Annotated in this window: 12 protein-coding genes; 10 read left to right on the top strand and 2 right to left on the bottom strand. The window is 72.3% G+C overall.

Translation table 11 applies throughout. The features are described from left to right. Positions 1-55: 55 nt before the first annotated feature. Both ACFXJ8_RS07925 and ACFXJ8_RS07920 read left to right on the top strand, forming a co-directional pair. Positions 56-679, top strand: a complete 624-nt coding sequence (locus ACFXJ8_RS07925) for an FMN-binding negative transcriptional regulator (RefSeq protein ID WP_379643072.1) — start codon at positions 56-58, stop codon at positions 677-679. Next, positions 676-2166, top strand: coding sequence for an amidohydrolase (locus ACFXJ8_RS07920; protein ID WP_379643071.1), 1491 nt, complete (start codon positions 676-678; stop codon positions 2164-2166). The genes ACFXJ8_RS07925 and ACFXJ8_RS07920 overlap by 4 nt, the downstream gene beginning before the upstream one ends. 30 nt (positions 2167-2196) lie before the next feature. Here ACFXJ8_RS07920 and ACFXJ8_RS07915 read toward each other — a convergent pair whose 3' ends face one another. Further along, entirely contained in the window at positions 2197-3690 is a 1494-nt protein-coding gene (locus tag ACFXJ8_RS07915; RefSeq protein WP_379643070.1) for a PucR family transcriptional regulator, read from the bottom strand. Positions 3691-3765: 75 nt separating this feature from the next. On the opposite strand from ACFXJ8_RS07915, the gene ACFXJ8_RS07910 reads away from it, so the two are divergent. Genes ACFXJ8_RS07910 through ACFXJ8_RS07875 form a run of 8 tightly spaced genes read left to right on the top strand, consistent with a single transcriptional unit; the run spans position 3766 to position 13678 of the window. After that, complete coding sequence (locus ACFXJ8_RS07910; RefSeq protein ID WP_379643069.1) at positions 3766-4839, top strand: DUF917 domain-containing protein; 1074 nt, start codon at positions 3766-3768, stop codon at positions 4837-4839. Beyond that, positions 4826-6406, top strand: a complete 1581-nt coding sequence (locus ACFXJ8_RS07905) for a hydantoinase/oxoprolinase N-terminal domain-containing protein (RefSeq protein ID WP_379643068.1) — start codon at positions 4826-4828, stop codon at positions 6404-6406. The genes ACFXJ8_RS07910 and ACFXJ8_RS07905 overlap by 14 nt, the downstream gene beginning before the upstream one ends. Before the next feature lie 25 nt (positions 6407-6431). Further along, positions 6432-8087: an ABC transporter substrate-binding protein gene (locus ACFXJ8_RS07900; protein ID WP_379643067.1), complete on the top strand. Its 1656-nt coding sequence runs from the start codon at positions 6432-6434 to the stop codon at positions 8085-8087. 1 nt (position 8088) lies between these two features. Beyond that, positions 8089-9057: an ABC transporter permease gene (locus ACFXJ8_RS07895; RefSeq protein ID WP_379643066.1), complete on the top strand. Its 969-nt coding sequence runs from the start codon at positions 8089-8091 to the stop codon at positions 9055-9057. Further along, the gene (locus ACFXJ8_RS07890; protein ID WP_379643065.1) at positions 9054-9932 is read left to right on the top strand and encodes an ABC transporter permease; all 879 of its coding nucleotides are present in this window, start codon (positions 9054-9056) and stop codon (positions 9930-9932) included. The genes ACFXJ8_RS07895 and ACFXJ8_RS07890 overlap by 4 nt, the downstream gene beginning before the upstream one ends. Continuing rightward, a complete protein-coding gene (locus ACFXJ8_RS07885; protein ID WP_379643064.1) occupies positions 9929-10660 on the top strand; it encodes an ABC transporter ATP-binding protein in 732 nt (243 codons plus the stop codon). The genes ACFXJ8_RS07890 and ACFXJ8_RS07885 overlap by 4 nt, the downstream gene beginning before the upstream one ends. After that, positions 10657-11643: an ABC transporter ATP-binding protein gene (locus ACFXJ8_RS07880; RefSeq protein WP_379643063.1), complete on the top strand. Its 987-nt coding sequence runs from the start codon at positions 10657-10659 to the stop codon at positions 11641-11643. Before ACFXJ8_RS07885 ends, ACFXJ8_RS07880 begins: the two co-directional genes overlap by 4 nt. Positions 11644-11656: 13 nt before the next feature. Further along, the gene (locus ACFXJ8_RS07875; protein WP_379643062.1) at positions 11657-13678 is read left to right on the top strand and encodes a S9 family peptidase; all 2022 of its coding nucleotides are present in this window, start codon (positions 11657-11659) and stop codon (positions 13676-13678) included. Between the two features lie 70 nt (positions 13679-13748). Here the strand turns inward: ACFXJ8_RS07875 and ACFXJ8_RS07870 are convergent, their stop codons facing one another. Then, on the bottom strand, positions 13749-15647 hold the full coding sequence (locus ACFXJ8_RS07870; RefSeq protein ID WP_379643061.1) for a zinc ribbon domain-containing protein: 1899 nt from the start codon (positions 15645-15647) through the stop codon (positions 13749-13751). Positions 15648-15656 lie beyond the last annotated feature (9 nt).

Raw genomic sequence — 15656 nt, 5'->3', positions numbered from 1 at the left:
CTTCCCGAGCGGGAGATAGTCGTGGTCATGTGGACTCAGACCTACGGATGTGACCGTGCGACACAACCGTGACTACCTGCTCGACGACGACGAGCGGATCCGATCCCTCGTCAGGGACAACCCGTGGGCGACACTCCTCAGCGGGACGCGCGACGGCGGCCTCGTCGGATCCCACCTGCCGGTCCTGCTGGAGGACGGCCCCTCGCTCTCGGTCGTCGGTCACCTCGGCAGTCCTGACGAGGAATTGCACGAGCTGGGCGAGCACGAGGTCCTGCTGATCGTCGCGGGGCCGCACGGCTACGTCTCGCCCGGCTGGTACGGCGACGGCGGGCCCGCCGTGCCCACCTACAACTACCTGGTCGCGCACCTCTACGGCCGTCCGGAGGTGCTCGACCCCGCCGAGACCTACCAGGTCCTCACCGAGACGGTGGACCGTTTCGAGAGCGTGCGGCCCACGCCGTACCGGGTCGACGACGATCACGGGCGCAAGGTCGCCCGCGGCGTGGCCGGCTTCCGGCTGCGCCCCTCCCGCGTGGTCGCCAAGGCGAAGCTCAGCCAGGACAAGCCCGCCGCGACCGCCCACCGCATCATCCACGCCCTGGAAACCGACGCCACCTACCGCAACCCCGCTCTGGCGCGGGAGATGCGCCAGGTATGGACCCAGGAGGAGAGCAGATGAGCAACGGACGGACCCTGCTGCGCTCCGCCCGCCTCGGCGGGCGGAGCACGCCCGCCGACGTACTGGTCGCGGGCGAACGGGTGGCGCGCGTACGGGACCGGATCGATCCCGAGCCCGGCTGGGCGGTCGTCGACGTCGACGGGCGCACCGTGCTGCCCGGACTCTGGGACCACCACGTCCACTTCGACCAGTGGACCTTGGCCAGGCAGCGACTGGACCTGTCAGGGGCGACGTCGGCGGCCGAGGCCGCGGGCCTGGTGGCCGAGCGGCTGCGCGCCAAGCCGCCCGAGCCCGGCCTGCCGCTGGTGGGCTACGGGTTCAGGGACGCGATGTGGCCGGACAGCCCGCACCGCGACCTGCTCGACGCCGTCGCGCCCACGGACGTCCCTGTGGTCCTGGTCAGCGGCGACCTGCACTGCTGCTGGGTCAACTCCGCCGCCGCCCGCGTGTACGGTCACGAGGGGCATCCGACCGGCATCCTGCGCGAGACCGAATGGCAGGCAGTGGGCGAGGACGTCGCCAGGCTGCCCGAGCACCTGCTCGACGGCTGGGCGGCGGAAGCGGCGACCGCCGCCGCGGCCCGCGGTGTCGTCGGCGTCGTGGAGCTGGAGGCGCCGTGGCACCTGGACACCTGGGTGCGCAGGGTGCGCGACGGCAACAGGACGCTGCGGGTGGCGTGCGGCGTGTGGACCGCGCGGCTGGAGGAGGCCATCGCCAGAGGGCTGCGCACCGGCGATGTCATCCCCGGCACCGGCGGGCTGGTCGAGATGGGGCCGTTCAAGGTGATCACCGACGGTTCGCTCAACACGCGCACCGCCTACTGCCACGACCCCTACCCGGGGCTGGAGGACGGGGAGCATCCACGCGGCATGCTGCTCGTGCCGCCGCAGGAGCTGGTCCCGCTGATGCGCAGGGCATGGGAGCACGGGCTGTGGCCGGCCGTCCACGCGATCGGCGACCACGCCAACACCCTCGCGCTCGACGCGTTCGAGCAGGTCGGCGCGCGCGGCAGCATCGAGCACGCGCAACTGCTGAGCGGATCCGACCTGGCCAGGTTCGGCCGGCTCGGCGTGGTCGCCAGCGTCCAGCCCGAGCACGCCATGGACGACAGGGACGTGGCCGACCACCACTGGGCGGGCAGGACAGAGCGGGCGTTCCCCTTCGGCGCGATGCTCGCCGCCGGCGCGGCGCTGGCGCTCGGCTCCGACGCTCCGGTGGCCCCGCTGGACCCGTGGGTCTCGCTCGCCGCGGCCGTCGACAGGAGCAGGGACGACCGCGAGCCGTGGCACGGAGAGCAGGCCATCCCGGTGGAGGAGGCCCTGGCCGCCTCCACGCGCACGCGGCGGGCACGGCTCGTCGAGGGGGATCCGGCCGACCTGGTCGTGGTCGACGCCGACCCCTTCACCGCCACCTCGGCCGTGCTCAGGCAAATGCCGGTCGCCGGCACCATGCTCGACGGCCGGTGGACCTGGCGCAGCGGCATCTGACCGCGCCCGGCCCCGCACGCGGGGCGGCCCTCACGCCCCCAGGAGTCTGACCCTGCACGCCATCTGGAGGGCGAACCGCACGTCGGGGTCGTCGAGGTCGGCGCCGAGCGCCTCGGTGATCCAGCGCAGCCGGTAGGACACCGCGTTGGCGTGCAGGTGCAGGGCTCGCCCCGTCTTGGTGGGCGAGCCCTGGGCGTCCAGGAACGCCGACAGCGTCACGACGCCGATCCACGACCGTTCGGGTCCCAGCGCGTCCAGGGGCGCCAGCAACTCGGCCAGCAGGCCGCGTGACAGCGGCGAGGAGTAGAGGTCGGCGAGGATGCGCCGCAGCCCGCTGGCGTCGGTGTCGGCGATCGTCCCCCGCTTCCCGCTGACCGCCGCCGAGTCGGCCGCCACCCTGGCCTCGGCCGCCGACTGCCTGATGCCGTCAGGGCCCGCCTGGGGTGTGCCCATCCCGATCGTCACGAGGGCGTCGCCGCGCTCGGCCAGCGTCGCCAGCAGCTCCCGCATCTCCTGCCTGACCCTGCTGTAGAGGTGCGCGCCCGCGACGGGGTCGGTGAAGACCACGATCAGGTCGCCGCTGAAGCTCGCCACGTGCCACATTCCCGGCCGGCCGTCCAGCGCCTGCAGCGCCGCCAGCTCCAGCGCGGACAGCAACTGGCGCTGCTGGAACAGGCCCTGGACGCCCCGGGCCGCCTCGACGCGCACCCACGCCACGACATGCGTCTGCTGGACGGGCAGCCCGGCTTGCTGCGCCTGCGCGCTGAGCTGGGGAAGCTGCGCCCGCTCGGCCAGAACGATCTGCACGATCAGCTCCGCCCTGGTCATCGTCGCGGCGAAGCGGCGGCTCAACTCGTTCTGCCGCACCCTGGAGACCACCGCCGCCACGGCGGGCAGCGCCACCTGGGACGCCTCGTCCGGCAGGGCCGCGACCAGCTCGCCGACCGCCTGCTCCCCGATCACGACCGCGCCGGGCGCGCGCGGGTCGGCCGGCGCGCTCTCCAGCAGCTCGACGGTGCAGCCGAGCGCGGCTCCCGCGGCGGCGAGCACGGCCGCCACGGGGTCGTCCGACCCGGCGTCCGCCGCCCCCTGGGCCGCCTCGATGGCGGCGGCGGCCCTGGCGAGGGCGTCGGAGGCGCCCCCGCGCACGTAGCGGTCGATCCGCAGCAGCAGCTCGGCGCCGTCCTGCGCGACCTCCGAGCCCAGGACCGGCACCTGCGCCCGCTTGGCCAGGTGCTGCGAGGTCACCGGCAGCCGTACGGGCGCGGCCAGCACCAGCGCGACCAGCCCCCTGTCGGCCGCGTGCCTGATCGCCACGTCGGCCTCGTAACCGGTCAGCGCCGCGCCCGGCGGCTCCAGAATCACCACCAGGCTGCCCTCTGCCGCGTGCGCGACGGCGGGCAGCGTGGCGACGGCGGTGACCTTCTCGACGGGGCGGCCGGCCCCCGGACCGGCGAGCAGGGTGAGCCCGAACCGCACCGGATGCGCCAGCAGATCCGCAACCGTGGGAGGTGTTTGGGTCATTGCCACAGTATGACCCCCTACTGTTGGGGTCTGGCCATATTGGCTGGAGTTCTTGCAGCGCGCATAGTCGTCGGCATGCAGCTGAACGAGGCAGAACTGCCCGCGCTGGCTCGCGGATGTGCCGTGCTCGGCACAGGTGGCGGCGGGGCCGTGGAGACCGCCATCCCCAGCGCGATCCAGGCCATCAGACGCCACGGCCCCGTCCCCGTGGTGCGCTTGGCCGAACTCGCCGACGACGACCTGATCGTCCCGTTGTCCGGGATCGGCGCCCCCACGGTCGGACACGAGATGCTCATGAGCCTCGAACAGCCCCAGCGGCTGTGCGAGGAGGTCGAGCGGGTTCTCGGACGGCCGATCGCCGCGGTCATGTCGGCCGAGATCGGCGGCAGCAACGGCGTCGAACCCGTCGCCTGGGCGGCGCAGGTCGGGCTGCCGCTGCTCGACGCCGACGGCATGGGCAGAGCCTTTCCCGAGGTCCAGATGGTCTCCATGAACGTCGCAGGGCTTCCCCTCGGCCTCGTGGTGATGTCCGACGTGGTGGGGAACGTCGCCACCCTGCGCCCGGTGAGCGCGGTGTGGGCCGAACGGCTGGCCCGCGCCGTCTGCGTCGCGAGTGGCGCGTCGTCGCTGCTGGCCAGCTACGTCATGACAGTGGCCCAGGCCCGCGGAGCGGTGATCGAGGGCAGCGTCTCCACCGCCATGGCCATCGGCCGCAGCGTCGAGGGCGCCGCCGATCCGCTCGCGGCGCTCCGCGAGCGGATCGGGGCACAGGAGCTGATCCACGGAAAGATCTGCGACGTCGAGCGGCGCACCGGCGGCGGATTCGTCCACGGCTCGGTCGTGGTGGAGGGCACCGACGACTGCCGCGGCCGGATGCTCAGGGTCGAACTGCAGAACGAGAACCTGGTCGCCCTGGAGGACGGTGAGGTCCTGGCCAGCGTGCCCGACCTGATCTCGATCGTCGACACCCAGACGGCCACCGCGATCTCCACCGAGATGCTGCGGTACGGCCAGCGGGTCAGCGTCCTGGCCTGGCCCTGCGACCTGCTGTGGCGCACGTCCCGCGGCCTCGAGATCGCCGGCCCCGCCGCGTTCGGTTACGACATCGACTATCGCCCCGTGGAGGAGCTCGCCCATGTCGGCGCCTGAAGTCTCGCGTGACCTGAAGGTGGGAGTGGACGTCGGCGGCACCAACACCGACGCCGTCGTCCTCGACAGGTCCGACAGGATCCTCGCCTGGACCAAGCAGCCCACGACCGTCGACGTCGCGGGCGGCATGCGGGCCGCGCTGGCCGACGTGCTGGCCAAACTCGGCGACGACAGCGCTCGGGTCGGCCGGGTCATGCTCGGCACGACCCACGCGACGAACGCCATTCTGCAGCGGCGGGGGCTCGGCAGAGTGGCCGTCATCAGGATCGGCGCGCCCGCCACGACCGCGGTGCCGCCGCTGACGACCTGGCCCGCCGACCTCGCCGAGACGGTCGCCGCAGGCTCGGTGATCGTCGAGGGCGGCCACTTCGTCGACGGCTGGCCGATCGCGCCGCTGGACGTGGACGGCGTGCGACGCTTCCTCGGGTCGGTGGCCGGACGGGTCGACGCGGTCGCGGTCACGGGGGTGTTCAGCCCCGCTGTCGCCGACCAGGAGCTCACCGTCGCCGACCTGGCCGCCGCCGAACTCGGCCCCGACCTGCCCGTCTCGATGAGCCACGAGATCGGGGCCCTCGGCCTGGTGGAGCGGGAGAACGCGACGGTGCTGAACGCCGCGCTGTACGGCGCGGCGGGCGATGTCACCAGCGCGCTCACCGCGGTCCTCGCCGACCGCGGGCTCGACGCCGCCGCCTTCTTCGCCCAGAACGACGGCACGCTGATGTCGCTCGACTACGCCGCCCGGTATCCGGTCCTGACCATCGGCTCGGGACCGGCCAACTCCATCCGCGGCGCCGCCTTCCTCGCCGGGGTCGAGGAGGCGATCGTCGCCGACGTGGGCGGCACGTCCACCGACTTCGGCGTGCTGGTCCGCGGCTTCCCCCGCGAGTCCGCGCTCGCGGTCGACATCGGCGGCATCACGACGAACTTCCGGATGCCCGACATCCTGAGCCTCGCCGTCGGCGGCGGCACGATCGTCGCGGGAACCGAGGAGTCGCCCGAGGTCGGACCCGCCTCCGTCGGGTACCGCATCGTCAGCGAAGGGCTCGTCTTCGGCGGGCGCACCCCGACGCTGACCGACGCCGCCGTGCTCGCGGGAAGGGGCGTGGTGGGGCGCGTCGCGCCCGCGCAACGCTCCGCCAGGACCAGGGCGCTGCTCGATGCCGCGCTCGGCCGATCGGACGCCCTGATCAGCGCTGCGGTCGAGCGGATGTCGCTCGGCAAGACCGATCGCCCCCTGGTCGCGGTGGGCGGCGGCGCTTTCCTCATCCCCGACGTGGTGGCGGGCGCGGCCAAGGTGCTGCGGCCCGAGCGCGCGGACGTGGCCAACGCCGTCGGCGCGGCGATCGCGCTGGCCAGCGGGCGGTGGGAGACCCTCACCCCCGCGGGGGACGGCAGACGCGCCGCCGTCGACGAGGCCTGCGACATGGCGGTCCGCAGGGCCGTTCAGGCCGGCGCCGATCCGGAGTCCGTCAGCGTCGTGGAGATCACCGAGACGCCCCTGTCCTATCTGCTCGAACCCATGATCCGGATCAACGTCAAGGCCGCCGGCCCCCTGGCCGCGTGGTAGCGGCTCGCTCTGCAGGAGGAACATCATGCTCACACGGCTGCGGCGGGGACCCACCCGCGCGATCGGCGCGGTGGCCGTCCTCGCGACGCTCACGATCGGCTGCCAGAGCGCCGACCGGGGCCCGGTCCAGGAGGCCGCCACGGGCGGCGTGCTGAGGGTCGGCGTGACCGGCGACCTGGGCCGGCTGGAATCCCTCAACCCGATGGCCACCAACCTGTTCGGCTCGTGGCTGGCCCGCCAGATGATCTACCCCTCGCTCGTCCAGCTCGACGGCGCCGAGGTGAAGCCGGCCTGGGCGGAGAGCTGGACGGCCTCCGCCGACGGCCGGGTCTACACCTTCAAGCTGCGGCAGGGCGCCTGGTCCGACGGCAAGCCGCTGACCTCCGACGACGCGCTGTGGACCGCCGAGACCGTCCTGGAGCACGCCGACGGCGCGGCCGGGCTCGTCGCCTCCGCCCTGGACGGCGTGAAATCCGTCGCCGCGCCCGATCCCCGCACGTTCGTCGTCACCTACGCCGACCCGCTGCCCCCCGCGGCGCTGAGCTCGCTCGCCTACTTCAGCGTCCTGCCCCAGCACGTGTGGTCGAGCCACACGGGCAACGGCGGCAAGGACCTGATGACCTTCCACCCCGAGGACAAGCTGCCGCTGGTGGCGGGCGGTCCCTTCACGGTCACCGAGTTCGACCCGAACGGCACGACGATCTTCGAGCCGAACAAAGGCTACTACGGCCAGCGGCCGAAGGTGGACGCGGTCGGCCTGGAGGTCTTCGAGAACGCCGAAGGACTCGCCAGGGCGCTCAAGTCGGGCGACACCCTGGCGTGGGGTTACACCGACGGCCCCGCGATCGCCAAGTCCGTGGAGGGCTCGAAGGGCGTCGCCGTCCAGCGGACCCCCTCGCAGGCGGTGGCCATGCTGAACATCAACTCCAACCCGAAGAAGAAGGAGCATCCCGAGCTCAGGAACGTCAAGGTCCGCGAGGCCATGTCGCTGGCCATCGACCGCAAGGAGCTGATCGAGGTCGAGCTGAACGGCTTCGGCCAGCCGGGACGCAGCCTCCTCGTGCCGGCCCAGGACGCGTGGATCCCCGGCACGATCACCGCCGACGCCTTCGACCCCGCCCGCGCCAACGCGATCCTCGACGAGCTCGGCTACAAGCGTGGCGCCGACGGGATCAGGGTCGCCGAGGACGGCTCCCGCATGGAGTACTCGCTGGTCGTCTGGGAGATCGGCAGGGTGGCCGAGATCCTGCAGAAGAACCTGAAGGCCGTCGGCATCGCGCTGAAGCCGGAGATCACCGAGGAGTACACGGCCACGGTCGCCGCGCCCGACGGCAAGTACCTCGACTTCGACCTGGCGTTCTCCTACTGGAGATACCTCGAGCCTGACCCCAACCTGTCCCTGCGGATCTACCGGTGCGACGCCTGGGGCAGCTCGAACTTCGCCGGCTACTGCGACAAGAAGTACGACGAGCTCTACGCCAAGCAGCGCGTCACGCTCGACGAGGCGGAGCGCGGGAAGATCATCGCTCAGATGCAGCAGATGGTGCTGCGCGACACCCGGGCGACGCTGCCGCTCTACCACCCGGACGGCGTCCACATCGTCTCGGCGAAGTGGACGGGCATCGAGCCGCAGCGCTACGGCGCCGACCTCTGGACCCAGGCCCGTAGGAACGAGGGCTGAGATGAGCCGCAGCGAGCACGTCGTCAGGCGGCTGGGCTTCGCCCTGGTGACGGTGTGGATCGCGGCGACGATCAACTTCGTCATCTTCAGGGCGGCGCCCGGGGACGCCTCCTCACAGTACGAGGCCTGCAGCACGTGCAGCGCCTCGTTCAGGGAACACCTCAGGCAGGAGCTGGGGCTGAACAGATCGCTGGCCGAGCAGTACCTGCTCTACCTGCGCGACCTGGCCAGAGGCGACCTGGGCACGTCCTTCCAGACCCGCCAGCCGGTCTGGGACGAGCTGGCAGGCCCGCTGCTGAACACGCTGCCGATGGTGCTGCTCGGCATGGGCGTGGGCTTGGCCCTCGGGCTGGTGGCGGGGATCGTCTCGGCCTGGCGCAGGGGCACCGTGGCCGACTGGCTGCCGGTCTCCGGCTCGCTGTTCCTGTCGGCCCTGCCCATCCAGTGGGTGGCGCTGGTGCTTCTGCTCCTGTTCGGCGACGTGCTGCCCGCCGTCGGCGTCTCCGACCCCTACCTGCGCTTCCGCGACCCGTCCTGGTGGGACGTGCTCGTGGACAGGAGCGCGCACCTGATCCTTCCGGCCGCCGCGATCGCGCTGGTCTGGTGCGGCATCTGGGCGCTGATCGTGCGCTCGGCGCTGCTGGAGTCGCTCGGCGAGGACTACATCCTCACCGCGCGGGCGAAAGGACTGCCGAGCCGGCGGATCATGCGCGTCTACGCGCTGCGCAACTCGCTGCCGCCGATCGTGACGCTGGTCTGCCTCAACGCGGGCTTCCTCGTGGCTGGCGCCCTGCTGGTGGAGACGGTGTTCTCCTACCCCGGCATCGGCCTGGAGCTGTACCAGGCGGTGCGCAACAGGGACTACCCGGTGCTCCAGGGCGGCTTCCTGCTGCTGACAGTCGCGATCGTGCTGGCCAACCTGGCCTCCGACCTGCTGCACCAGCGGCTCGACCCGAGGGTCACGGCATGAGCGCGGTCAACGCGGCGCTGCGCGCCGCACGCGCCCAGCCGGGCGGGGCCGTCGGCACGGTCACGCTGGCCCTCATCGTCCTGCTCGCCCTGCTCGCTCCGCTGATCGCCCCCTACGACATCTGGGAGAAGGCCGGCGCCGTCTACCAGCCGCCCTCGCCCGACCACCTCCTCGGCCTCGACGACGCCGGCGCCGACATGACGACGCTGCTGCTGTGGGGCGCGCGGACCTCGCTGCTGGTGGGATTCTGCGCGGCCCTGATCGCCATGGTGATCGGCGGCGCGATCGGCCTGGTCGCGGGGTACTTCGGCGGCCGTATCGACGCGATCGCCATGCGGATCACCGACTACCTGCTGGTGATCCCCGACATCCCGCTGCTGCTCATCGTGGCGGCGGTGTGGGGAAGGAGTCTGACCAGCGTGATCCTGATCATCGGGCTGCTGTCGTGGACCAGGACCGCGCGGGTGGTCAGGACCCAGGCACGCGGCGTGAGGGAGCGCGTCTACGTCAAGCGCGCCCGCTCGATCGGCGCGGGCAGCCTGCGCGTCATCGTCCATCACGTGCTGCCGCAGACCGTGCCGCTGCTGTCGACGCTGACCATCTTCGCGGTGGGCAACGCGATCCTCACCGAGACCGCCATCGCCTTCCTCGGCCTCGGCGACCCGACGGCCGTTTCGTGGGGACGGCTGATCCAGAACGCCTTCGACGGCCAGGCGCTTTCGCGAGGGGCATGGTGGGCCATCGTCCCACCGGGGCTGGCCGTCGGCGTACTGATCGTCTCCTGCACCCTGGTCGGCAGGGCGCTGGAGGAGCGGCTCAACCCCAGGCTGCGCAGCGGGCACCTGTCGGTGCGGACGTTCAGGGTGCAGCCGTGAACGCCCCGCTGCTCGAGGTCAGGGACCTGCACGTGTGGTTCGACCTGGACCGCGGCGACCGCCTGCACGCGCTGGAAGGAGTCGGCTTCGCCGTCGACCGCGGCGAGGGGCTCGGCCTGGTGGGCGGCTCCGGCTCGGGCAAGACGACCGCGATCCTCGCGCTGATGGGGCTGCTGCCGCCGACGGCGACGGTGCGCGGCGAGGTCCTGCTGGCGGGGGAGAACCTGCTCGCCCGTGGCGAGGACAGCGTGCGCCCGCACCGGTGGAAGGACATCGCCATGGTCTTCCAGGGCGCGATGAACGCCTTCAGCCCGGTCGCCACGATCGGCAGGCAGATCGCCGAGCCGATGCTGCTGCACGGGACGCTCACCAGAAGGGCGGCCGAGCGAAAGGTGGGCGAACTGCTCGAACTCGTCGGGATCGCGCCCGCGCGCGCCGCGCGCTACCCGCACGAGTTCTCCGGCGGGATGCGCCAGCGCGCCGCGATCGCGATGGCGCTGGCCTGCGATCCCAGGGTCCTGCTCGCCGACGAGCCGACCACCGCGCTCGACGTGATCGTGCAGGCGCAGGTGCTGGAACTGATCGAACGGCTGCGCCGGGAGCTCGGGCTCGCCGTCGTGTTCGTCTCGCACGACCTGCCCGTCGTGGCCCAGGTCTGCGACCGGATCGCCGTCATGCGCGCGGGCCGCATCGAGCGGCTCGGCGCCGTCGAGGAGGTGCTGACATGACGCCGTTGCTGGAGATCGAAGGGTTGGTGACACGGTTCCCGCTGGCCCGCGGCCTGGTCGAGGCCGCGCGCGGGGTGCCGGCACGGGCCGTCAGAGCCGTCGACGGAATCTCCCTCAGCGTCGGCGAGGGCGAGCTGGTGGCCCTGGTCGGCGAGTCGGGCTCAGGGAAGACGACCACCGCGCAGACCCTGATGCGGATGGCCGAGCCCGCGGCGGGCAGCATCAGGTTCCGCGGGCGCGACATCACCCGGCTGGGGCACGGGGAGCTGAAGCCGATCAGACGCCGGATGCAGATGATCTACCAGGACCCCTACGAATCGCTCGACCCCCGCTTCCGCATCCGCCGTACGGTGGCCGAGCCGCTGGCGGTGCACCGGATCGGCGGCACGCGGCAGGAGCGGGAGGCCCGCGTCGTCGCCGCGCTGGAACGCGCGGGACTGACCCCGGCCGAACGCTATCTCGACCGCTTCCCCCACCAGCTGTCCGGCGGGCAACGGCAGCGGGTGGCGATCGCCACCGCGCTCGCTCCCGAACCCGACCTGCTGATCGCCGACGAGCCCGTCTCGATGCTGGACGTCGACGTCCGCGACGGCATCCTCGCCCTCCTCGACCAGCTCCGGCGCTCCGGCCTGGGCATCCTCATGATCACCCATGACCTGTCCGTCGCGGCGCGGCACGCCGACCGGATCGCGGTCATGTACCTCGGCAGGATCGTCGAGGAGGGGCCCGCGGCCGAGGTGGTGGGCGATCCGATGCATCCGTACACGCGGGCTCTCGTCTCCGCGATCCCGCAGGCCGACCCGAGCCTGCGCAGGCGGCCCGAGATCAGGCCAGGCGAGCCGCCGGACCCCACGGCGATCCCCTCGGGCTGCAGGTTCCACCCTCGCTGTCCCGTCGGCGTGCCGTCGTGCGCCGACCACGAACCGGCCGTACGGCGACGCGGCGACGACCACTGGGCCGCCTGCTCGCTCCAACTCGCATGAACGACAGGTCCCCATGAACGACAGAAAGGGCCAGGCCATGGTCCGCCCACTGGACATCGACGACCTCCACTCGCTCGCCCTGCCCCGCGAGCCCGCCATCTCCCCCGACGGCGAACGAGTCGCCTACACGCTGCGCACCACCGACGCGGCCGCCGACACCGACCGTCGGTCGATCTGGCTGGCCTCGTGGGAGGGCGGGCCTGCCGTACAGGTCACCAACGGGCCCGCCGACGGCTCGCCCGCGTGGTCGCCCGACGGCGGCACGCTCGCGTTCCTGCGCGCCGGGGACGGGCACGCGCAGATCTGGACGCTGCCGATGGCGGGCGGCGAGCCGAGGCAGGCGACACACCTCCCGCTCGGCGCGGGCCGCCCGATCTGGAGCCCGGACGGCGCGCTGATCGCCTTCACCGCCCCCGTCGACCGGGCGGGCGGCGACCCGGAGCGGCGAGCCGTGGCGCCGGTCGTGGTCGAACGGCTCGGCCACAAGGCCGACGGCGTGGGCCTGCGTCGCGCCGTACGCCGTCATCTGCACGTCCTCGACCTGGCCGGCGGCCAGGTCCGCAGGCTCACCGACGGCGACTGGGACGCGGGCGAGCCGTCCTGGTCGCCGGACGGGACCAGGCTGGCCTTCGCCGCCGCGCCGGAGCCCGACGCCGATCTCACGCTCGCCTCGGCCGCGTACGTCGTCGACGTAGCCGGGGTCGACGTGGCGAGGGTCGACGTGGCAGGCTCCCCGCCGCGGCGGGTGGGCCCGGCCGGCGGCTTCGTGGACGCGGTGACGTGGACACCGGACGGCGACGCCCTCGTCGTCGTCGGCACGCCCGCCGTGCGGATCGGCCATCTGGGACTCTTCCTGACGCCCCTGGACGGCGGCGCCCCCGTCCCTGTAGCAGCCTCGCTCGACCGCAACATCCGGCCCGGCCAGGGCGGATGGTACGGGGCCTTCCCGCAGTTCACCCCCGACGGCAGGACCCTCCTGTTCGGCGTGAACGACCGGGGGAGCACCCACGTTTACTCCGTCGAGGTCGAGGCCACCGAGGTCGAGGACGGCTCGCCGAAGCCGTTCCTGGCCACCCCCGGCTGGGTGGTGTCGGGCCTGTCGGTCGCCGCCCGGGCGGACCGGGCCGCCGCGGTGGTGATGACGCCGCAGTCGTACGGCGAGATCGCCGCCGTCGACCTCGCGGGCGGCGAGCCCAGGCTGATCACCCGGCACACCGCCACGTCCCTGCCCGGCGTCGCGTTCACGGCGCCCCAGGAGCGGGAGTTCACCACCGAGGACGGCCGCACCGTGCACGGCTGGCTGCTGCGCGACCCCGCGGCCGCCGCGCCGGGCCCGCTGCTCGTCGACGTGCACGGCGGACCCCATCTGGCGTGGGGTCCTGCGCTCGAACCGGCCAACCCCTACCACCAGATCCTCGCGGGGCGCGGCTGGTCGGTGCTCCTGCTCAATCCGAGGGCCAGCGACGGCTACGGCGAGGACTTCTACACCGCCAACCTCCACTCCTGGGGCCACGGCGACGAACGCGACCTGCTCGACCCCGTCGACCAGCTCGTGGCCGAGGGCGTCGCCGACCCGGCACGGCTCGCGATCTGCGGATACAGCTACGGCGGGTTCATGACCGGTCACCTCACCACCCGCACGGACAGGTTCGCCGCCGCCGTGGTCGCCGGCATGATGGCCGACCTGGTGAGCGCCGCCGGCACCTCCGACCAGAACCAGGTCTTCGCCACGCTCGAGTTCGGCGCGCACCCGCACGAGGACCGCGCCCTGGTCAGGTCCCAGTCGCCGGTGGAGCACGTCGAGCACGTCACCACGCCGACGCTCGTCCTGCACGCCGTACACGACGAACGGTGCCCTGTCGGGCAGGCGGAGGCGTGGTTCACGGCGCTGCGGGTCCGCGGCGTGCGCGCCAGGATGGTGCTCTACCCGGACGCCTCCCACCAGTTCATCGTGGACGGCAGGCCGTCCCACCGGGCCGACTACAACGGCCGGATCATCGACTGGGTGAGCGAGCACACCTCGCGGGAGCGATAACCGGATGACGGGACGGCGGTTCGGCTGACAGCGTCTGAGATTCTCTGTAGTTCCCTAAAGAAGTAGAACTTTAGGGAACTCGAACGGGCGTAGCGTGGTGTCTGCCACTTCCGTACTCACCAAGGTTGAGCACGGGGGTTGTTTTCACTTTGTGGAAGCCGGTTCGGTGGTGAGGATCCCGTACAAGCCCTGAGCGCCCCGGCTGGTGCTGGGGTGTCTTGGGTGCTTGGCCCGCCGGACGCTTTACCACCGAGATGGTGGTGGCGGGCACCAGACGCCGGTCGGGCATCTGGCTGGAAGTCTGCTTCGGTCGAGTCTGGCGCTTGGCGGTGGGGCCGGTCTTGGCCCGGTTCTTACGACTGTCGGGCCGGGGGTGGAGGTCGGTGCCGGAACGTCGGGCGCGGCGGGCCGCCCGGGTCGGCTTCTTCGGGCGGCGGGCGCGGCTGACGTTTCCCTCGATCACGGTGCGGATGACCCGCTTACCGGTCTTCCGCTCCGTCCAGGTGTTCTCCTGGGCGAGGAGCCCTCGGGCGACAATGCGTTCGGCGGCGGCCCAGTCCCGGTCACAGGACAGACCGCACTTTCGGCAGTGCGCCCACTTCCAGCCCCGCTCGCCCAGCCGATCGGGGGCGGGTATGTGCGTGAGTTCGCTCTTGCCGTTCCCGCACCGCGGACAGTATTTCGATGTGCCTCGGGCCGGGACGGTGACGACCGCGATCTGTTCTTTCGCGGCCAGGTGCCGGATCGCCTCTACCACGGTTCCTCGGACCTGCCCGGACAGGCGGGCGTTGCCGCGGCGGGTGCCGCGGGCTTCCAATGTGGCGAGGTCTTCGAGGTAGATGACCGTGACCGCGGCGGCGACGGCTTGGTCCACAGCCCACCGGGCAGCCCCCCAAGCAAGCGCGTCGTTGAGGTTGCGGATCCTCGCGCACGCGTGGCTGTGCGCGAGGTCAGCGCGCTTGTGCAGGGCGAGCAGTTCGGCTCGGCGGCTGTCGCCATCGGTGAGAGGCGCCAGGAGCTTGGCGTACTGGGTGCGCTTGGCGGCCAGGTGTTCGCGGTGGCCGCGCAGGCGGTGCAGCTTGGCGGAGATGGCGCTCGCATCGTAGGCAAGCGGGCGACCGTCGGTTTCGACCCGCCCGCCCACCAGGCGGCCGACGGTCCCGGTCAGGAGGGTATTGACGCCCCAGTCGAAGCTGATGCCGGTGGTGTGACCAGCGGAGGGGGCGAACGGGACGAGGACGGTGAAGGGCAGGTCGACGCAGATCCGCCCGTTCTTGATCCGTAGTGTCGGGGAGGACAGCTGCGCGTCGGCGGGAACGTGTGCGGGCAGCGTGATGGGGATGACGTGCCACGCCCATGTCTTGCGGGAGGACGGCAGGGCCTGCACAGGGAGCTGGAGGCGGAGTTCCGCCGTGCGCTGTCCGGTCCGGGTCAGGGTGAGGAGTTGCCGGTCGGCGGCGGCGAGCAATGCCTGTGGCGCGTTCACCGGGGCGTCTTCGGCTTCGGTGAAACACCCCGGCAGCGCGTCCCCTGGATCGAGGATGGCCTGAATCTGCCGGGTACGGTTACGGATCTCCGCCGCCGTGACCCCGTCTGGGAGCATCGCGCGCAGCGCCGTCCATTCCGCGTCGGTGCGTTTGCGTGGATCGGCGGGCCACGTGGCAAGGATCGCCTCGACGATCGCCCGGCGGTGCAGGGCCAGCCGCAACGCGCGGGCGGCTTCCTCTTCCGCGCACCGGCGGACCCGATCGCAGACGTATACGTCGTCGGGGAAGGCCGCGGTCCAGCCCAGGCGCCGCATTGCCATGTAGCCGTTGGACGGCAAGGCGCGTCCGTCCTGGCTTCTGCCCCGGGCCAGCAGATCGAGATCGGCGGGGTTCCAGTGCTCGGCCACCACCGTCGCGGCGGCAGCCTGGAGCAGAGCGAGCAGGAACCCGACCCGCGCGGCCAGTTCCCGCGTGCCGATCACGACGCCGGT

The sequence above is a fragment of the Nonomuraea sp. NPDC059194 genome (assembly GCF_042754765.1).
GTDB lineage: Bacteria > Actinomycetota > Actinomycetes > Streptosporangiales > Streptosporangiaceae > Nonomuraea.
Note: the sequence above shows the minus strand (reverse complement) of the source record. Positions and strands in the feature narration are given on the sequence as shown.